Source organism: Pseudomonas vranovensis (assembly GCF_040438935.1).
GTDB lineage: Bacteria > Pseudomonadota > Gammaproteobacteria > Pseudomonadales > Pseudomonadaceae > Aquipseudomonas > Aquipseudomonas vranovensis.
Genome location: NZ_CP159259.1, coordinates 4,300,323 through 4,316,888, shown reverse-complemented (window position 1 = coordinate 4,316,888; position 16,566 = coordinate 4,300,323). Strand labels below are relative to the sequence as shown.

The 16,566-nt window shown below is 61.6% G+C and carries 15 protein-coding genes; 9 read left to right on the top strand and 6 right to left on the bottom strand.

Going from position 1 to position 16,566, the window contains the following annotated elements:
* Window positions 1-19: 19 nt before the first annotated feature.
* Both ABVN19_RS20090 and ABVN19_RS20085 read left to right on the top strand, forming a co-directional pair.
* Entirely contained in the window at window positions 20-2,506 is a 2,487-nt protein-coding gene (locus tag ABVN19_RS20090; protein WP_105642412.1) for a circularly permuted type 2 ATP-grasp protein, read from the top strand.
* Window positions 2,506-3,402, top strand: coding sequence for a transglutaminase family protein (locus tag ABVN19_RS20085; RefSeq protein WP_028945694.1), 897 nt, complete (start codon window positions 2,506-2,508; stop codon window positions 3,400-3,402). The genes ABVN19_RS20090 and ABVN19_RS20085 overlap by 1 nt, the downstream gene beginning before the upstream one ends.
* A gap of 42 nt (window positions 3,403-3,444) precedes the next feature.
* On the opposite strand, the gene ABVN19_RS20080 is transcribed toward ABVN19_RS20085, so the two are convergent.
* Window positions 3,445-4,032 carry a TIGR00730 family Rossman fold protein gene (locus tag ABVN19_RS20080; protein ID WP_028945695.1) on the bottom strand — a complete coding sequence of 196 codons (588 nt, stop codon included), beginning with the start codon at window positions 4,030-4,032 and terminating at the stop codon, window positions 3,445-3,447.
* A 376-nt stretch (window positions 4,033-4,408) separates the two neighbouring features.
* On the opposite strand from ABVN19_RS20080, the gene azu reads away from it, so the two are divergent.
* The gene (azu, locus tag ABVN19_RS20075; RefSeq protein WP_028945696.1) at window positions 4,409-4,855 is read left to right on the top strand and encodes an azurin; all 447 of its coding nucleotides are present in this window, start codon (window positions 4,409-4,411) and stop codon (window positions 4,853-4,855) included.
* 65 nt (window positions 4,856-4,920) lie between these two features.
* On the opposite strand, the gene nadE is transcribed toward azu, so the two are convergent.
* Window positions 4,921-5,748, bottom strand: a complete 828-nt coding sequence (gene nadE / locus ABVN19_RS20070) for an ammonia-dependent NAD(+) synthetase (RefSeq protein ID WP_105642411.1) — start codon at window positions 5,746-5,748, stop codon at window positions 4,921-4,923.
* A 3-nt stretch (window positions 5,749-5,751) separates the two neighbouring features.
* Window positions 5,752-6,954, bottom strand: a complete 1,203-nt coding sequence (gene pncB, locus ABVN19_RS20065) for a nicotinate phosphoribosyltransferase (protein WP_028945698.1) — start codon at window positions 6,952-6,954, stop codon at window positions 5,752-5,754.
* Window positions 6,955-7,422: 468 nt separating this feature from the next.
* Here pncB and ABVN19_RS20060 point away from each other — a divergent pair, with 468 nt between their 5' ends.
* The 6 genes from ABVN19_RS20060 to ABVN19_RS20035 all read left to right on the top strand — a co-directional run bounded on the left by ABVN19_RS20060 (window position 7,423) and on the right by ABVN19_RS20035 (window position 13,946).
* Entirely contained in the window at window positions 7,423-8,559 is a 1,137-nt protein-coding gene (locus ABVN19_RS20060; protein WP_028945699.1) for an ABC transporter substrate-binding protein, read from the top strand.
* A 160-nt stretch (window positions 8,560-8,719) separates the two neighbouring features.
* A complete protein-coding gene (locus ABVN19_RS20055; protein ID WP_028945700.1) occupies window positions 8,720-9,634 on the top strand; it encodes a branched-chain amino acid ABC transporter permease in 915 nt (304 codons plus the stop codon).
* 2 nt (window positions 9,635-9,636) lie between these two features.
* Window positions 9,637-10,920 (top strand): high-affinity branched-chain amino acid ABC transporter permease LivM, encoded by a 1,284-nt coding sequence (gene livM, locus ABVN19_RS20050; RefSeq protein WP_028945701.1) that lies wholly within the window; start codon window positions 9,637-9,639, stop codon window positions 10,918-10,920.
* Window positions 10,917-11,792, top strand: coding sequence for an ATP-binding cassette domain-containing protein (locus tag ABVN19_RS20045; RefSeq protein WP_028945702.1), 876 nt, complete (start codon window positions 10,917-10,919; stop codon window positions 11,790-11,792). The genes livM and ABVN19_RS20045 overlap by 4 nt, the downstream gene beginning before the upstream one ends.
* Window positions 11,789-12,505 (top strand): ABC transporter ATP-binding protein, encoded by a 717-nt coding sequence (locus ABVN19_RS20040; RefSeq protein ID WP_028945703.1) that lies wholly within the window; start codon window positions 11,789-11,791, stop codon window positions 12,503-12,505. The genes ABVN19_RS20045 and ABVN19_RS20040 overlap by 4 nt, the downstream gene beginning before the upstream one ends.
* Before the next feature lie 673 nt (window positions 12,506-13,178).
* Window positions 13,179-13,946, top strand: coding sequence for an SDR family oxidoreductase (locus tag ABVN19_RS20035; RefSeq protein ID WP_028945704.1), 768 nt, complete (start codon window positions 13,179-13,181; stop codon window positions 13,944-13,946).
* Between the two features lie 26 nt (window positions 13,947-13,972).
* Here ABVN19_RS20035 and ABVN19_RS20030 read toward each other — a convergent pair whose 3' ends face one another.
* From ABVN19_RS20030 to ABVN19_RS20020, 3 genes are all read right to left on the bottom strand, one after another.
* On the bottom strand, window positions 13,973-15,103 hold the full coding sequence (locus ABVN19_RS20030; protein WP_105642410.1) for an AGE family epimerase/isomerase: 1,131 nt from the start codon (window positions 15,101-15,103) through the stop codon (window positions 13,973-13,975).
* A gap of 154 nt (window positions 15,104-15,257) precedes the next feature.
* Window positions 15,258-15,887, bottom strand: coding sequence for a TetR family transcriptional regulator (locus ABVN19_RS20025; RefSeq protein WP_028945706.1), 630 nt, complete (start codon window positions 15,885-15,887; stop codon window positions 15,258-15,260).
* 134 nt (window positions 15,888-16,021) lie between these two features.
* Window positions 16,022-16,462 (bottom strand): phage infection protein, encoded by a 441-nt coding sequence (locus ABVN19_RS20020; protein WP_353632766.1) that lies wholly within the window; start codon window positions 16,460-16,462, stop codon window positions 16,022-16,024.
* Between the last annotated feature and the right edge of the window lie 104 nt (window positions 16,463-16,566).

The window sequence follows — 16,566 nt, the reverse complement described above, 5'->3', positions numbered from 1 at the left end:
GTGGTCCTCGAGCACTGCCATGCCTGATCTGTTTGATGCCTACCCGCTCAACCCGGGGGCTTACCATGAAATGCTCGAAGCCGACGGCAAGGTGCGCAGGCATTGGCAACCGCTGTGCGATTACCTGCAGCGCAGCGGTGCGGCGCAATTGGCGCAGCGTCAGGCTTCCCTGACCCGGCAACTGCAGGAGAACGGTGTTACCTACAACATCTATGCCGATCCCAAGGGGGCCGATCGCCCGTGGGAGCTGGACCTGCTGCCCAATCTGGTACCTGCAGACGAATGGCAGCAACTGGCTGAGGGCGTTGCCCAGCGGGCACGCCTGCTCAATGCAGTGCTGGCGGATATCTATGGCCCGCAGCAGTTGATCGGGGAGGGGCTGTTGCCGGCCGAGCTGGTCTATGGGCACAACAACTTTCTCTGGCCCTGCCAGGGTATTCGGCCACCCGACGGGACCTTTCTGCACGTCTATGCCGTGGACCTGGCACGGGCGCCGGATGGCCGCTGGTGGGTGACCGCCGACCGCACGCAGGCGCCCTCCGGTGCCGGTTATGCCCTGGAAAATCGCGTCATCGTTTCCCGCGCTTTGCCCGAGTTGTACCGCGACCTGAAGGTGCAGCATCTGGCCGGTTTCTTCCGCACCTTGCAACACACCCTCATCCGCCTTGCGCCGCGTGACAACGAGGCGCCACTGGTGGTCCTGCTGACACCGGGGCGCTTCAACGAGAGCTATTTCGAGCACCTGTACCTGGCGCGCCAGCTGGGCTATCCATTGGTGGAAGGCGGCGACCTGACCGTGCGCGATGCCACGGTGTACCTCAAGACCCTCAGTGGCCTGCGCCGCGTACACGCCATCATGCGCCGCCTGGACGACGACTTCTGCGATCCATTGGAGCTGCGCACCGACTCGGCCCTGGGTGTACCGGGGTTGCTCGACGCGGTGCGTCAGGGTCGGGTGCTGGTGGCCAATGCCCTGGGCAGCGGTGTGCTGGAGTCGCCCGGTTTGCTGGGTTTTTTACCGGCGATCAATCAACGCCTGTTTGGCCAGGACCTGAGTTTGCCGTCGATTGCCACCTGGTGGTGTGGCGAACAACCGGTCATGGCCCGAGCGCTGGAGCAGTTACCGCAATTGCTGGTCAAGCCGGCGTTTCCTTCGCAGAGTTTCAGCCCGGTGTTCGGACGGGACCTGGATGCCGCCCAGCGCCAGGCCCTGGCCGAGCGAATCCAGGCCCGGCCGTACGCCTATGTTGCCCAGGAGCTGGCGCAGTTGTCGCAGGCGCCGGTGTGGCAACCGGAGCAAGGCCAGTTGCAGTCGCGGGCGGTCGGCATGCGGGTGTATGCCGTCGCATCGCAGGATGGCTACCGGATACTGCCCGGCGGCCTGACCCGGGTTGCGGCGCAGGCCGACGCCGAGGTGGTGTCGATGCAGCGCGGAGGGGCCAGCAAAGACACTTGGGTATTGGGTGAGGCTGCACCGGTTGGCGACCAGTGGCGGGCAAGCCGCAACCTGGGTGTGGCCGACCTGATCCGTCAGGATCCGTACCTGCCCTCGCGGGTGGTGGAAAACCTGTTCTGGTTCGGGCGCTACTGCGAGCGTTGCGATACCAGTGCTCGGTTGCTGCGGATCATCCTCACCCGTTACCTGGACGGCGACGACCCGTTGGCCCTGCACGCGGCAGTCAACCTGGCGGACGAGCTTTCGCTGCTGCCGGAAGAGGGGACGCTGCCCGAGCGCTTGCGTGCAGCCCTGGCCGATGACGACTGGGCTTTCAGCCTGCAGGCCAACCTGCAGCGCTTGCAGTGGGCCGCGTCGCAGGTGCGCGGCAAACTCTCGCGGGAAAACTGGCTGGCGCTGGTGGAACTGCAGCGCGAAGCCCGGAGCCTGGACGATGAGGCGGCGGACTTTGGTGAGCGGGTGGACTTTCTCAATCGCCTGGTGATGTCCCTGGCGGCGCTCTCGGGCTTTGCCCTGGACGACATGACCCGCGACGATGGGTGGCGCTTCTTGATGATCGGCCGGCGTATCGAACGCCTGCAATCACTATGCAGCAGCCTGGCGGCCTTTCTGCGTGGCCCGGCGGTGTTCGATCAGGCCGGGCTCGAATGGTTGCTGGAACTGGGCAACAGCAGCATCACCTACCGCTCGCGCTACTTGGCCGTGGCGCAGTTGATCCCCGTGCTGGACCTGATGCTGCTCGATGAGCAGAACCCTCATGCAGTGCTGTTCCAGCTCAAGTTGCTGGTGCGTGCCTACGAACGCCTGGGCCAGGAGTTCAGCAGCGCCCGCGACCCCGCCCTTGCGCTGCTGGCAGAGCAGCTCAGGCATTTTGACTTGCGCAGCCTGGAGGACTCGCTGTTCGGCAGCCCGAGTGTCCACGCGGTGCTGGCTGGTCTTGCCGATCTGCTGCAGTCGATCGCCCGGGCCTGCGGTGAAATCTCCGAGCGTCTGGCCTTGCGTCATTTCGCCCATGTCGATGATGTCAGCCAGCAAACGGTATCGGTGTGATGAGCGCGCATTACCAGGTAATCCACGATACCCATTACCACTACGACAGCCCTGTGTCCCTGGCCCAGCAACTGGCTCACCTGTGGCCACGACCTTGCGCCTGGCAGCGTTGCAGCGCCCAGGTGCTGCAGGTCAGCCCCGAGCCCTCCCAGCGCCGCGATGAGTGGGATGTATTCGGCAACCCGGTGACGCGCCTGGCCTTCGAGCGTCCGCATGAGCAACTGCGGGTGGTCGCGCGATTGCAGATCGAAGTGATGGCGCGTGCAGAGCCGGATTTGAGCATTTCGCCTGCCTGGGAGCAGGTGCGCGATGGGCTGTCGTATGCCAGCCACCCATTGTCGGTTGAATGCCTGGAAGCCTGCCGCTATCGGTTCGAGTCACCGTATGTACGCTTGAAGCAACGCTTCGTGGCCTTCAGCGAGTCGTGTTTTGCGCCGGGGCAGTCGCTGTTGCTGGGGGCTCAGGCGTTGATGGAAAAGATATTCAGCGAGTTTACCTTCGATGCCGAGGCCACCCAGGTTGCCACCCCTCTGGTCGAAGTGCTGGCGCGGCGCCGAGGCGTCTGCCAGGATTTTGCCCACCTGATGCTGGCCTGTCTGCGCTCGCGGGGCCTGGCAGCACGCTATGTCAGTGGTTACCTGCTGACCCGGCCGCCACCCGGTCAGCCGCGTCTGGTCGGGGCGGATGCATCCCATGCCTGGGTGTCGGTGTTCTGCCCGGTGCAAGGTTGGGTCGATTTCGATCCCACCAATAACCTGCGGCCCGCGCTGGAACACATAACCCTGGCCTGGGGCCGGGATTTTTCCGATGTATCGCCCTTGCGCGGGGTGATTCTGGGAGGGGGGAGCCATGACCCGGAGGTACAGGTCACGGTCATGCCACTGGATAGAGCGTAGCGGCTGGCGATAGCCTGCGATCGGCCGCGCAGCGGTCGTATTTCAATCAGGTTTTTTATCCACCCACTTGGGCAGTACCGGCGCCTCGAAGTCTTCCATGGCGTCCAGCAGTTCATCCGGGGTTACGGCCAGCTTGAGCATGGCGCGGTGCTGCGGGCGCACGAAGCCTTCTTCCACCACATGGTCGAGAAAGCTGCCCAGCTTGGTGTAGAAGCCGTTGACGTCCAGCAGGCCCAACGGCTTGGCATGGTAGCCCAGTTGCCCCCAGGTCCAGACCTCGAACAATTCTTCCAGCGTACCCAGGCCACCCGGCAAGGCCACAAAGGCATCGCTCAGCTCTGCCATGCGCGCCTTGCGTGCGTGCATGCCATCGACCACTTCCAGACGGGTCAGGCCGGTGTGGCCGATCTCGGCGCTTTTCAGGGCTTGGGGGATGATCCCGATCACTTCACCGCCAGCGGCCATGGCCGCGTCCGCAACGATTCCCATCAGGCCGACCGCGCCGCCGCCATACACCAGCGTCAGGCCGCGTTGGGCAATGGCCTCGCCGAGGGCAATGGCCGCCTCGCGATAAGCCGGGTTGACGCCAGTGCTGGCGCCACAGAACACACAAACGGAACGTACAGGCATCATTCATCTCCGGTTACAAACGCACACAGAGTAAGGCTCAAGCCAGTAGCTTCCAAGTCTGCAATGTGGCATCAATACTGGCCGTTTGAGCTCACTCGGGTCGTGCGAATTCGCACGTGGCACCGCTGGCGCCGCAGGCATAGGCCGCGAGGAGACTGCGCATAAGACTATTGAGGGACATGACGTTTACGCCTAAATGAGAGGTTGTCTCATCGTCGCGCAAAGGTGCATGATGGGCACTTAGATTTCGTGTATACAATCCATAGAACAAATTCACTGCCTGGCTCACTGCCAGCGCTTGACCCACATCATGGGCCCGCCTTGCGGATTCAGGCAGTCTTCAAGCTGATAAAAAACCCTGCCATGGAGATTCACGATGTTTGCCAAAGTTGTTGCAGTATCCTTGCTGACCCTCGCCAGCACTCAGGTATTCGCCGCTGAGTGCAAGGTCACGGTCGACTCTACCGACCAGATGTCCTTCAACACCAAGGCCATCGAAATCGACAAGAGCTGCAAAACCTTTACCGTTGAACTGACTCACTCCGGTGCCTTGCCGAAGAACGTCATGGGGCACAACCTGGTGATCAGCAAAGAAGCTGACATGCAGCCGATTGCCACCGATGGCCTGAGCGCAGGCATCGACAAGAACTACCTGAAGGACGGTGACGAGCGCGTTATCGCCCACACCAAAGTGATCGGCGCCAAGGAAACCGACTCGGTGACCTTCGACGTTTCCAAGCTGAAGGCTGACGAGAAGTACGGCTTCTTCTGCTCGTTCCCAGGCCACATCTCGATGATGAAAGGCACTGTTACTCTGAAGTAATTCGGGTGACCTGTCGCGGGGCAAGCCCGCTCCTACAGTAGGAGCGGGCTTGCCCCGCGATTTTTTTACGGCGCAAATGGCATCTCGCGTTTGTGCTGGGTCTTCTCGTACGTTCCCTTGATGATCTGAAACGCTTCCTCGCTTACCGGTTCACCGTGCAGGAAGGCATCGATCTGGGCGTAGGTCACACCATGGGAGGCTTCGTCCGGCTTGCCCGGGGCCAGGTCTTCCAGGTCCGCCGTCGGCACTTTTTCCACCAATGATTCGGGCGCGCCAAAGCTGCGTGCGATCGCCCGTACCTGGTTTTTCACCAGCCCGCTCAAGGGTGCCAGGTCGCAGGAACCATCACCGAACTTGGTAAAGAAGCCCATCACCGCTTCGGCAGCGTGGTCGGTGCCGATCACCAGGCCCTGGCGGGCCCCCGCGATGGTGTACTGGGCAACCATGCGCATGCGCGCCTTGGTGTTACCGACCACGAAGTCGACCATCGCCGGCGCGCCGTTCTCCAGTGCCTTGACCTCGACAGCCAGGGCGCGTACGGCCGGGGCGATGTCTACGGTGTGTACTTCGTCGGCCTTGATGACGTCCAGGCACGCCTGGGCGTCATGCTCGTCATGCTGCACCTGGTAGGGCAGGCGCACGGCGATGAAACGGTAGTCCGGATTGCCCGTCTCGCTGCGCAGCTCGTTGATTGCCCGTTGCGCCATCAGTGCTGCAGCCAGCGAATCGACGCCACCACTGATACCCAGCACCAGGGTCTTGAGCCGGGCATTGTTCAGGCACTGCTTGATGAACGCCACACGACGGGCCACGTCGGCATCGAGCGCGGCGCGGTCGGCGAAGGGCGGCTGGACCTTGAGCGCTTGCGCAATCTCTCGCTGGACGGCTTGCATGAATTACTCCTTGGGCACTTTGAACACGTGGCGCAGGTAGGCGACGAAGTTTTCGTCGCGGCATTGGGTCTTGGCTGCCTCGTCGGAAATCTTCGCGACAGGCTGGCCGTTGCAGTCGGTCATTTTAAGCACGATGCTCATCGGCGCCACCCCGGGAATGTCGCAGGTCAGGTTGGTGCCGATGCCGAAGCTGACGTTGATCCGACCCCGCAGGGCACGGAAGATCTCCAGCGATTTGGTCAGGTTCAGGCCATCGGAGAACACCAGGGTCTTGGTCATCGGGTCGATCCCCAGCTTCTGGTAGTGGACGATGGCTTTCTCGGCCCATTGCACCGGGTCGCCCGAGTCATGGCGCAGGCCATCGAACAGCTTGGCAAAGTACAGGTCGAAGTCACCCAGAAAGGCATCCATAGTGATGCAGTCGGTCAGGGCGATGCCGAGCAGGCCGCGGTATTCGCGAACCCAGCAGTCCAGCGCGGCGATCTGGCTGTCGATCAGGCGCGGGCCCAGTTGCTGGTGGGCCATGATCCATTCATGGGCCATGGTGCCCAGGGGCTTGATATCCAGTTTCCGTGCCAGGTGTACGTTGCTGGTGCCGACGAAGCGCGCTGGGAAGTCCTCTTTGAGCACTCGCACCACGTCTTCCTGGACCTTGTAGGAGAAGCGTCGGCGAGTTCCGAAGTCGGCCACCTGCAATTCCGCCAGTTCGTCACTGCTGGCGTGTGCCCTGAGCCAGTCGAACTTGCGGTAGAGCTGGTCACGGGCGTCGCTCAGCTTGACCTGTGGATAACGATGGCGGTTGCGCACTTCGCTGATGATTGCCAGCAATGGCACTTCAAACAGAATCACATGCAGCCAGGGGCCGCGCAGGCGCAAATACAGCTGGTCGTTCTCGATGCCCAATTGCAGGTAGCGCAAATTGAAGCGAAACAGCCCGAGGAAGCGCAGGAAGTCGGGCTTCAAGAAACTGATCTGCTCCAGGAAACCCAGCTGGCCATTACCCAGGTTCAGCTCACACAACTGTTCGATCTGTTCGCGGATCTGCGCCAGATAGGGGCGCAGGTCTTCGCCATTGCGGCAGCGGAACTCCCATTCGACGTCGACGTTGGGGTAGTTGTGCAGCACCGCCTGCATCATCGTCAGCTTGTAGAAGTCGGTGTCGAGCAGGTTCTGCACGATGCGATCGGCGAAGGCGCTCTCGCTCATAAGGGGCTCCGTAGGGGGCGCGCGCCATCAATTGCCAGCAACGACGCACAGACCTTGCCATTGTGCCAGCCTTTTTAGGCAGGTGGGCGGCCTGCCGCGGGTACATCGGTAGCAGCTACATGTCGCAGCAGTTTCCCGTCCCAACGTCTAGCCTGTAATGGTGCCCGCTGTAGCAGTCGCGCACCAAGGATGTGCAGTTCGGTTACGCATCTTGTTACAGGCTGGTTGCACGTAAACACTTGCCGGGGTTGCAATGATGGCACATGGCGGTTGCTCTTTTTGTTTGGCGGTAGTGGCGCTCGGCGTGAGGCAGAGGGTTGCACAGCCAGTAAAAAAAGGACGCGACCAGGGCTCCGGCAACTTCTTAACGAGTTTTCCCAGAATAAAAAACCAATGGCACGGCCCTTGCTCTGAGCAATTGCTGAAAGTTGTAGTGCCAACCAAAAAAAACTCCAGGAGCACCACCTCATGTCGCAGACGTTTTACAAGAAAGGCTTTCTTGCCCTTGCCGTAGCTACGGCGCTGGGTGTTTCTTCGTATGTTCAGGCCGACATCAAGATCGGTGTAGCAGGCCCGATGACCGGTGCCAACGCAGCGTTTGGCGAGCAGTACATGAAAGGTGCGCAGGCGGCGGCCGATGCCGTCAACGCCGCGGGTGGGGTCAACGGCGAGAAGATTGTCCTGGTCAAGGGCGACGACGCGTGCGAGCCGAAGCAGGCCGTGGCCGTGGCCAACCGCCTGGTTGACCAGGACAAGGTTGCCGGTGTGGTCGGGCACTTCTGCTCCTCCAACACCATTCCGGCTTCGGAGGTGTACGACGAAGCCGGTGTCATTGCCATCACCCCGGGCTCGACCAACCCTCAGGTGACCGAGCGCGGCCTGACCGCCATGTTCCGCATGTGCGGGCGTGACGACCAGCAGGGCATCGTTGCCGGCGACTACATCGTCGACGTGCTCAAGGGCAAGAAAGTCGTGGTGCTGCACGACAAGGACACCTACGGTCAGGGCCTGGCCGATGCCACCAAGGCACAGTTGGCCAAGCGTGGCGTGACCCCGGTGCTGTACGAGGGCCTGACCCGCGGCGAGAAGGACTTCAGCGCCGTGGTCACCAAGATCCGCGCGGCCGGCGCCGACGTCGTCTACTTCGGCGGCCTGCACCCGGAAGCTGGCCCGCTGGTTCGCCAGATGCGCGAGCAGGGCCTGAAGGACGTCAAGTTCATGTCCGACGACGGTGTGGTGACCGACGAGCTGGTGACCACCGCCGGTGGCGCGCAGTACGTCGATGGCGTGTACATGACCTTCGGTGCCGACCCACGCCTGCTGCCCGAGAGCAAGGCGGTAGTGGATGCCTTCCGCAAGGCTGGTACCGAGCCTGAGGGCTACACCCTGTATGCCTACGCTTCGGTCCAGGCCCTGGCTGCGGCCTTCAACGGCGCCAAGTCCAACAAGGGCGAGGACGCCGCCAAGTGGCTCAAGGCCAATCCGGTGAAAACCGTGATGGGCGAGAAGAAGTGGGACGCCAAGGGCGACCTGACCGTTTCCGACTACGTGGTCTACCAGTGGGACAAAGACGGCAAGTACCACCAACTGGAAAAACAAAAATAACAACGGTATCCGACCCGGGCCTGTGCCCGGGTCGCTACCCGGTTCTGCGCCGTACCTGTCTTTTCTCGTAGATCTGCACAACCCTGCGCTGCGAGGGCCGCTTCATCCGGGGCTCACCGTAGTCGGCGCTTGTGCAATCTCAAATACGTGAGATTGCGTTATGGATGGTATTTTTCTGCAGCAACTGATCAATGGACTGACCCTGGGGTCTGTCTATGGTCTGATCGCCATCGGCTACACAATGGTCTATGGCATTATCGGCATGATCAACTTCGCGCACGGCGAGGTGTATATGATCTCCGCTTACCTGGCGGCGATCAGTCTGGCATTGCTGGCGTATTTCGGTATCGAATCCTTCCCGCTGCTGATGCTCGGGACGCTGATCTTCACCATCGTGGTCACAGGCGTGTATGGCTGGACCATCGAGCGCATCGCCTACAAACCGCTGCGAAACTCTACCCGGCTGGCTCCCCTGATCAGTGCGATCGGCATTTCGCTGATCCTGCAGAACTACGCACAGATCAGCCAAGGCGCTCGCCAGCAAGGCGTACCCACGCTGCTTGAAGGCGCCTGGCGCCTGGAAGTGGGCACCGGTTTCGTCCAGTTGACCTACACCAAGATCTTCATCCTGGTCGCCGCATTCGTCGGCATGGCCGCGCTCACCTACATCATCAAGTTCACCAAGCTGGGCCGCATGTGCCGTGCGACGCAGCAAGATCGCAAGATGGCGTCGATCCTCGGTATCAACACCGACCGGGTGATCTCCTACGTGTTCGTCATCGGTGCCGTGATGGCCGCGCTGGCAGGCGTGCTGATCACCATGAACTACGGCACCTTCGACTTCTATGCAGGCTTCATCATCGGCATCAAGGCCTTCACCGCGGCGGTACTGGGCGGCATCGGCTCGCTACCGGGCGCCATGCTCGGGGGGATCATCCTCGGTATCTCCGAGTCGTTGTTCTCCGGGCTGATCAACTCCGACTACAAAGACGTGTTCAGTTTCTCGCTGCTGGTTCTGATTCTGATCTTCCGTCCCCAAGGCCTGCTGGGTCGCCCACTCGTGGCGAAGGTGTAAGTATGTCTGCTGCCAAATCCGCTTCATTCGATATCAAGCGCAGCCTGATCGATGCGATTCTCGCCGGGCTGATTTCCCTGATCGTGTTCGGGCCCATCGTCGGCGTGGTGCTCGACGGCTACAGCTTCAACATGGAACCGACCCGCGTCGCCTGGCTGGTGGCCGGGGTGATGGTCGGGCGCTTCGTTCTCAGCCTGTTCCTGCAGACCCCCAAGGGCCAGTCGATCCTGCAGGGCTTCGAGGGCAGTGGCTCGGGTGTGCATGTGCTGGCACCTGACTACAAGTCGCGGCTGCGCTGGATCATTCCGGCACTGATCGTGATTGCCATCGTGTTCCCGTTCTTTGCCAACAAGTACCTGTTGACGGTGGTGATCCTCGGCCTGATCTACGTGCTGCTGGGGCTGGGCCTGAACATCGTGGTGGGCCTGGCCGGCCTGCTCGACCTGGGCTACGTGGCGTTCTACGCCATCGGCGCCTACGGCCTGGCGCTGGGTTACCAGTACCTGGGCCTGGGGTTCTGGACCGTGCTGCCGCTGGCGGCCATTGCAGCGGCGCTGGCTGGATGCATATTGGGCTTTCCGGTGCTGCGGATGCACGGTGACTACCTGGCCATCGTGACCCTTGGCTTTGGTGAGATCATCCGCTTGGTGCTCAACAATTGGCTGTCGTTCACCGGCGGGCCCAACGGCATGCCGGTGCCATCGCCGACCTTCATGGGCCTGGAGTTCGGTCGCAGGGCCAAGGACGGTGGCGTGCCGTTCCATGAGTTCTTCGGCATCGACTACAACCCCAACGTGAAATTCCTGTTCATCTACATCGTCCTGTTCCTGGTCGTGCTGGCGGTGCTGTACATCAAGCACCGGCTGACCCGCATGCCCGTCGGCCGTGCCTGGGAAGCACTGCGTGAAGACGAGATTGCCTGCCGCTCCATGGGCCTGAACCATGTACTGGTCAAGCTCTCGGCGTTCACCCTGGGTGCCTCCACGGCGGGTCTGGCGGGGGTGTTCTTCGCCAGCTACCAGGGCTTCGTCAACCCGTCCTCGTTCACCTTCTTCGAGTCGGCATTGATCCTGGCGATCGTGGTGCTCGGCGGCATGGGTTCGACGGTCGGCGTGGTGATCGCGGCCTTTGTGCTGACCGTGGCGCCGGAGTTGCTGCGCAGCTTCTCCGAGTACCGGGTGCTGCTGTTTGGTGTGCTCATGGTGCTGATGATGATCTGGAGACCGCGCGGCCTGATTCGCATCAGCCGTACCGGTGTAGTCCCGCGTAAAGGAGTGGCGCCATGAGCGATGACGTGATTCTCTCGGTCGAAAACCTGATGATGCATTTCGGTGGCATCAAGGCGCTCAGCGATGTCAGCCTCAAGGTCAAGCGCAACCAGATCTTCGCCCTGATCGGTCCCAATGGCGCAGGGAAGACCACCGTGTTCAACTGCCTGACCGGCTTCTACAAGGCCAGTGGCGGCAAGATCGAACTGAACCTGCGCGGTACTCGCACCAACGTCATCCAACTGCTCGGCGAGCGCTTCCAGCTCGGCGATTTCGTTTCCCCCAAGCGCTTCATCAACCGCGTGCACTACAAGATGTTCGGCGGCACCCACCTGGTCAACCGCGCAGGCCTTGCGCGAACCTTCCAGAACATTCGCCTGTTCAAGGAAATGTCAGTGGTGGAGAACCTGCTGGTGGCGCAGCACATGTGGGTAAATCGCAGCCTGCTGGCGGGGGTGCTCAATACCAAGGGCTACCGCAAGGCTGAAAGCGATGCCCTGGACCACGCTTTCTACTGGCTGGAGGTAGTCGACCTGGTCGACTGCGCCAACCGCCTGGCCGGCGAGCTGTCGTATGGTCAGCAGCGCCGCCTGGAGATTGCCCGGGCCATGTGTACGCGCCCGCAGATCATCTGCCTGGACGAACCGGCAGCGGGCCTCAACCCGCAGGAAACCGAAGCGCTGAGCAAGATGATCCGGGTACTGCGCGATGAGCACGACCTGACCGTGGTGCTGATCGAGCACGACATGGGCATGGTCATGAGCATCTCGGACCATATCGTGGTGCTGGACCATGGCAACGTGATCGCCGAGGGCGCCCCCCAGGACATCCGCAACAACCCGACCGTGATCGCTGCCTACCTGGGTGCCGACGAAGAGGAGCTGGTATGACTGCACCCATTCTCGAACTCAAGGAGCTGGACGTTTTCTACGGGCCGATCCAGGCCCTGAAAAAAGTCTCGATGCATATCGACGAAGGCGAGACGGTCAGCCTGATCGGGTCCAACGGGGCCGGCAAGTCGACGCTGCTGATGTCGATCTTCGGCCAGCCGCGTGCGGCAGGCGGGCAGATCATCTATCGCGGCACCGACATCACCCACAAGTCGTCCCACTACATCGCCTCCAACGGCATTGCCCAGTCGCCGGAGGGGCGTCGGGTGTTCCCCGACATGTCGGTGGAAGAGAACCTGATGATGGGCACCATTCCCATCGGCGACAAGTTTGCCAGCGAAGACATGCAGCGCATGTTCGAGCTGTTCCCGAGGCTCAAGGAGCGGCGCAACCAGCGGGCCATGACCATGTCCGGTGGCGAGCAGCAGATGCTCGCCATTGCCCGGGCATTGATGAGCCGGCCCAAGTTGTTGCTGCTCGACGAGCCATCCCTGGGGCTGGCGCCGATCGTGGTCAAGCAGATTTTCGCCACCCTGCGGGAGCTCGCCAAGACCGGCATGACCATCTTCCTGGTGGAGCAGAACGCCAACCATGCGCTCAAACTCTCGGACCGCGCCTATGTGATGGTCAACGGCCAGATCCGCCTGACCGGCACCGGGCAAGAGCTGTTGGTCAACGAGGAGGTGCGTAACGCTTACCTGGGGGGGCACTGATTCCAACGGTGGGAAAACGCCCTGCCATGCAGGGCGTTTTTTTGTCCAGCGTTTTGTGGACAACCTTACGAGCACTTTCTTTTAGCCGCGACACAAAGTCGCTGCAAGCGGCTGTTTTTTGTAGGGTTTGAGTTGTCCACCATTGGTGTGGAAGCGGCTGTGGGTAACTTGGTGGCACCTTGCTGAAGCCCTTGTAATACAAGGCCTGCAGGATTGTGGTTGTTTTTTGATCAGGTTTCTTTGCAAAGATTCCTGACGCAAATGTCAAGACTTTTATACCCGGTAAAACCTGCCCTCAAATCACTGTGCTGCCTGTGGATAAGTCTGTGGGCAAGCCTTGGAAAGAATGCCGAAAGTACCGCCTGCACGGGCCCTGGGCCATTACGTAAAATGCTCCAGGGGCAGGCGAGTACTGGCTGAGGTCAATTCACCCCCGCATGGTCAAGGAAAATACTTGTCGTTGCAGGCGTTACGGCCGATTCTCGGGGGGAGGAGTTGCCCCCGGATTTTGTGCAAGAGCCTGTGGATAAGGTGGGCAAAGCTTGCTCGAGCCCATGTGGATCAAGGCTTTGGCACTTATGGTTGTTTTTTGTACAGCATGGCTGTACTTGCTGGTGGCGTTGCCTGCGGGCATGCTGCTGACCCGTTTTTTGGACCTTGCAAGGAGTTGAGCATGACCTCTACCGTTTTCATCACTGGCGCAACCTCTGGCTTCGGTGAAGCCTGTGCCCGTCGATTTGCCGAGGCCGGCTGGTCGCTGGTGCTGACCGGTCGCCGTCAGGAGCGCCTGGATGCGCTGTGCCAAGAGCTGTCGGAAAAGACCGAAGTACACGGGCTGGTGCTGGATGTACGTGACCGCAAGGCCATGGAGGCGGCGATTGAAAGCCTGCCGCCGACGTTCGCCACGCTGCGTGGCCTGATCAACAACGCAGGTCTTGCGTTGGGCGCCGACCCTGCGCCCAAGTGCGACCTGGATGACTGGGACACCATGGTCGACACCAATATCAAGGGCCTGATGTACAGCACTCGTTTGCTGCTGCCTCGGCTGATCGCCCACGGGCGCGGCGCGACCATCCTCAACGTCGGATCGGCGGCCGGTAACTACCCGTATCCGGGGAGCCATGTGTATGGCGGCACCAAGGCCTTTGTCAGTCAGTTTTCCCTGAGCCTGCGTTGCGACCTGGCGGGTACTGGTGTACGGGTCAGCAACATCGAGCCTGGCTTGTGCGAAAGCGAGTTTTCCCTGGTGCGCTTCGGTGGCGACCAGGCGCGCTACGACGCCACCTATTCCGGTGCCGAGGCGATCCAGCCGCAGGAAATCGCCGAAACCATCTTCTGGATTCTCAACCAGCCGGCACACATCAACATCAACAGCCTTGAGCTGATGCCGGTAAGCCAGGTGTGGGCCGGCTTTTCGATTGATCGGTCAGGGAAGGCTTGAGAGGCCTTCGCGGAACAAGCCCGCTCCTACAGCGTGGGCGCGGGCTTGTTCCGCGATAGCTGCAACCCTTGCAGGCAGGTCGCCAGATGATAAGGCGTGGTCGACGGCATATCGCTGCGGCTGACCGCGCCATGGGCGTCACGGCACTCGTACCATCCATCGGCATGCAGGAAGTGCTGCTGCAGCGCTTGCAACTGTTCAAGGACCCTGGCCGCACTGCCAGGGCGCAACGCCAGTGCCCGCAGGTATTCAGCCTGTGCCCAGATACGCTGGGTGGCATCGCGGACGCTGCCATCAGCCTCGAGCATGGCCAGCACCGCTGTCTCTTCGACGCCATGCTCCTCGGCATAGCTGAAGGCTTTGTCCAGGGAGGCATGCAGGGCGCCACCGCGTAGCAGCGCCGAGGTGTCGAGGAGGAAGAACCACTCGAACTGGTGGCCCGGCTCAAACCAGTTATCCACAGCCCCGCGCGGCTTCTCCAGCATCACGCCGTGTTCGTTATCGACGAAGTACTGCTGCATGGCTTCGGTCAGCGCCAGCAGGGCGGCTTTCACCTGGGCATCGTCACGTACGGCGTGGGTTGCCAGGAAAGCTTCGGCCAAGTGCATCAGCGGGTTCTGCAACGGCCCGCTGTCCAGGCCCGACCAGTCTTCATCGAGGCTGGCCTCATACAAGCCGTCATCACGGGAAAAACGATCGGCTACCACGCTAAGCGCAGCATTCAGGGTCGATTCGACCAACTGCTCGCGCACCTGCCCCCAGTAGTGGGCGCAGGCAAAGATGATGAAGGCGTGGGTGTACAGGTCCTTGCGGCGATCCAGTGGCTTGCCCTGGGCGTCGATGCTGTAGAACCAGCCACCATGCTCGGCGTCGTGGAAGTGCCGTTGCAGCGAGCGGAACAGCGCCGCTGCCCGTTCGCGGGCGCCCGGTTGCTCGATGCGGCTGCTGAACAGATACAACTGGCGGGCGCAGGCCATGGCCCGATAGCGCTGTACTGGCAGCGGCTGGGCGTGGGCGTCCAGGGCTTCATAGGGCAGGCCCATGTCGGCATTCCAGCCCGGACCCAGCCAGAGCGGCACGATGCGCTGATCGAAGTGAGCCTGGGCCCGGTCGAGCAGGGCAGGCAGTTCAGGCTGGGCGGTATGGAGGTCGGGCATGGAAAAGGTATCGTCATGATCGCTGCGTTTGCGCGCATGTTAGCAGGAAACGTAGCCACCGTAGCCGCTGCCGCCAGGCCGCGAGGGGGCGCGTAAGGGCCACACTCGGACAGATGCAGCGGCCGTTGCGACTGCTACGCAGTCGATCGAGCGGCTACAGGGTACTCAGGCCTTGCCAGTGCTTGGCACCGACGAAGATGAAGCGCAGTTGCTGGGTAATCTTGTCCTGGGCGCTGAGCGGCTGGGTTGCGCCGTCGACCGGTTCGTCAATCAATTCCGGCAGGGTGGCGAACACGGTTTTCACCACCAGGTCGGCGATGACCGCCAAGGCGGCACTGTCCAGGTGCTGCCAGCGCGGCATGCGTGCAAGGTCGGTGGCAAGGTCGGAGCTGATGCCCTGGCGCAGGGTGGCGATTGCCTGGCGCACGGGCTGCGAGCCGCCATATTGCTCGCGGGCCAGGAACAGGAACTGCTGGCGATTGGCCGTGACCACGTCGAGGAAGATCCGTACCGAAGCATCGGTGATGCCGCCCAGTTCGAACTCATTCTGTCGCACCAGGCGAATGGTATGGCGGAAGGTCTCCCCCACTTCATTGACCAGGGCCAGGCCCAGTTGGTCCATGTCGGAGAAGTGGCGATAAAAGCCCGTCGGTACGATGCCGGCGCTCTTGCTCACTTCACGCAGGCTGATGCTGCCGAAACCTCGGCCACTTTCCATCAGGTGGCGGGCGGCATCCAGCAGGGCTTGGCGGGTCTGTTGCTTTTGTTCGGCGCGCGGCAGCATGGCGAATATCGGCTGGCAGTGAAACAGCCCTGCACTCTAATAGCCTGCGCGTGGAAAAACAAAGCCCGGTCAATGGACCGGGCTGGGAGGGGAGCAGCTACAGCGCTGGGTGTTCTTGTTGTCTGGCATCGGCATCAGCCCACCCGTTGGTTTTTTTCGATCAGGCGATCAGAGCCACCTTCGGCAACACGGTTGCGTTCCAGCAGGCGGTCAGAACCACCTTCGGCTACGCGGTTGCGTTCCAGCAGGCGGTCAGAACCACCTTCGGCTACGCGGTTGCGTTCCAGCAGGCGGTCAGAACCACCTTCGGCTACGCGGTTGCGTTCCAGCAGGCGGTCAGAACCACCTTCGGCCACACGGTTGCGTTCCAGCAGGCGGTCAGAACCACCTTCGGCTACGCGGTTACGCTCCAGCAGGCGATCCGAGCCACCTTCGGCCAGAGGGTTCAGGGGCTGTGAAATCTCCGTGGAGCTGGAGCGCGACTCAGCGGTCAGGCTTTGTTCGCTGGCTGGAATGGCGAAGGCATTGGCGGCCAGGATGGACAGGGACAGGCTCAGCAGTAATTGGCGTTTCATGGTTCGGTGCTCCTCGGCGGGGCTGGAAAGTGAGTACGGAGCCAATGCTACGCTTGGGAGCGGGAGATAAAAGTTCATAAGGCTAATGGTGACAATCGATGGGA

Coding starts and splice junctions, on each gene's coding strand:
- ABVN19_RS20045 (WP_028945702.1), top strand. CDS start 10,917: ATGAGCGATGACGTGATTCTCTCGGTCGAAAACCTGATGATGCATTTC.
- ABVN19_RS20025 (WP_028945706.1), bottom strand. CDS start 15,887: ATGCTGCCGCGCGCCGAACAAAAGCAACAGACCCGCCAAGCCCTGCTG.
- ABVN19_RS20085 (WP_028945694.1), top strand. CDS start 2,506: ATGAGCGCGCATTACCAGGTAATCCACGATACCCATTACCACTACGAC.
- ABVN19_RS20060 (WP_028945699.1), top strand. CDS start 7,423: ATGTCGCAGACGTTTTACAAGAAAGGCTTTCTTGCCCTTGCCGTAGCT.
- ABVN19_RS20035 (WP_028945704.1), top strand. CDS start 13,179: ATGACCTCTACCGTTTTCATCACTGGCGCAACCTCTGGCTTCGGTGAA.
- pncB (WP_028945698.1), bottom strand. CDS start 6,954: ATGAGCGAGAGCGCCTTCGCCGATCGCATCGTGCAGAACCTGCTCGAC.
- nadE (WP_105642411.1), bottom strand. CDS start 5,748: ATGCAAGCCGTCCAGCGAGAGATTGCGCAAGCGCTCAAGGTCCAGCCG.
- ABVN19_RS20055 (WP_028945700.1), top strand. CDS start 8,720: ATGGATGGTATTTTTCTGCAGCAACTGATCAATGGACTGACCCTGGGG.
- ABVN19_RS20040 (WP_028945703.1), top strand. CDS start 11,789: ATGACTGCACCCATTCTCGAACTCAAGGAGCTGGACGTTTTCTACGGG.
- ABVN19_RS20030 (WP_105642410.1), bottom strand. CDS start 15,103: ATGCCCGACCTCCATACCGCCCAGCCTGAACTGCCTGCCCTGCTCGAC.
- ABVN19_RS20080 (WP_028945695.1), bottom strand. CDS start 4,032: ATGCCTGTACGTTCCGTTTGTGTGTTCTGTGGCGCCAGCACTGGCGTC.
- ABVN19_RS20020 (WP_353632766.1), bottom strand. CDS start 16,462: ATGAAACGCCAATTACTGCTGAGCCTGTCCCTGTCCATCCTGGCCGCC.
- ABVN19_RS20090 (WP_105642412.1), top strand. CDS start 20: ATGCCTGATCTGTTTGATGCCTACCCGCTCAACCCGGGGGCTTACCAT.
- azu (WP_028945696.1), top strand. CDS start 4,409: ATGTTTGCCAAAGTTGTTGCAGTATCCTTGCTGACCCTCGCCAGCACT.
- livM (WP_028945701.1), top strand. CDS start 9,637: ATGTCTGCTGCCAAATCCGCTTCATTCGATATCAAGCGCAGCCTGATC.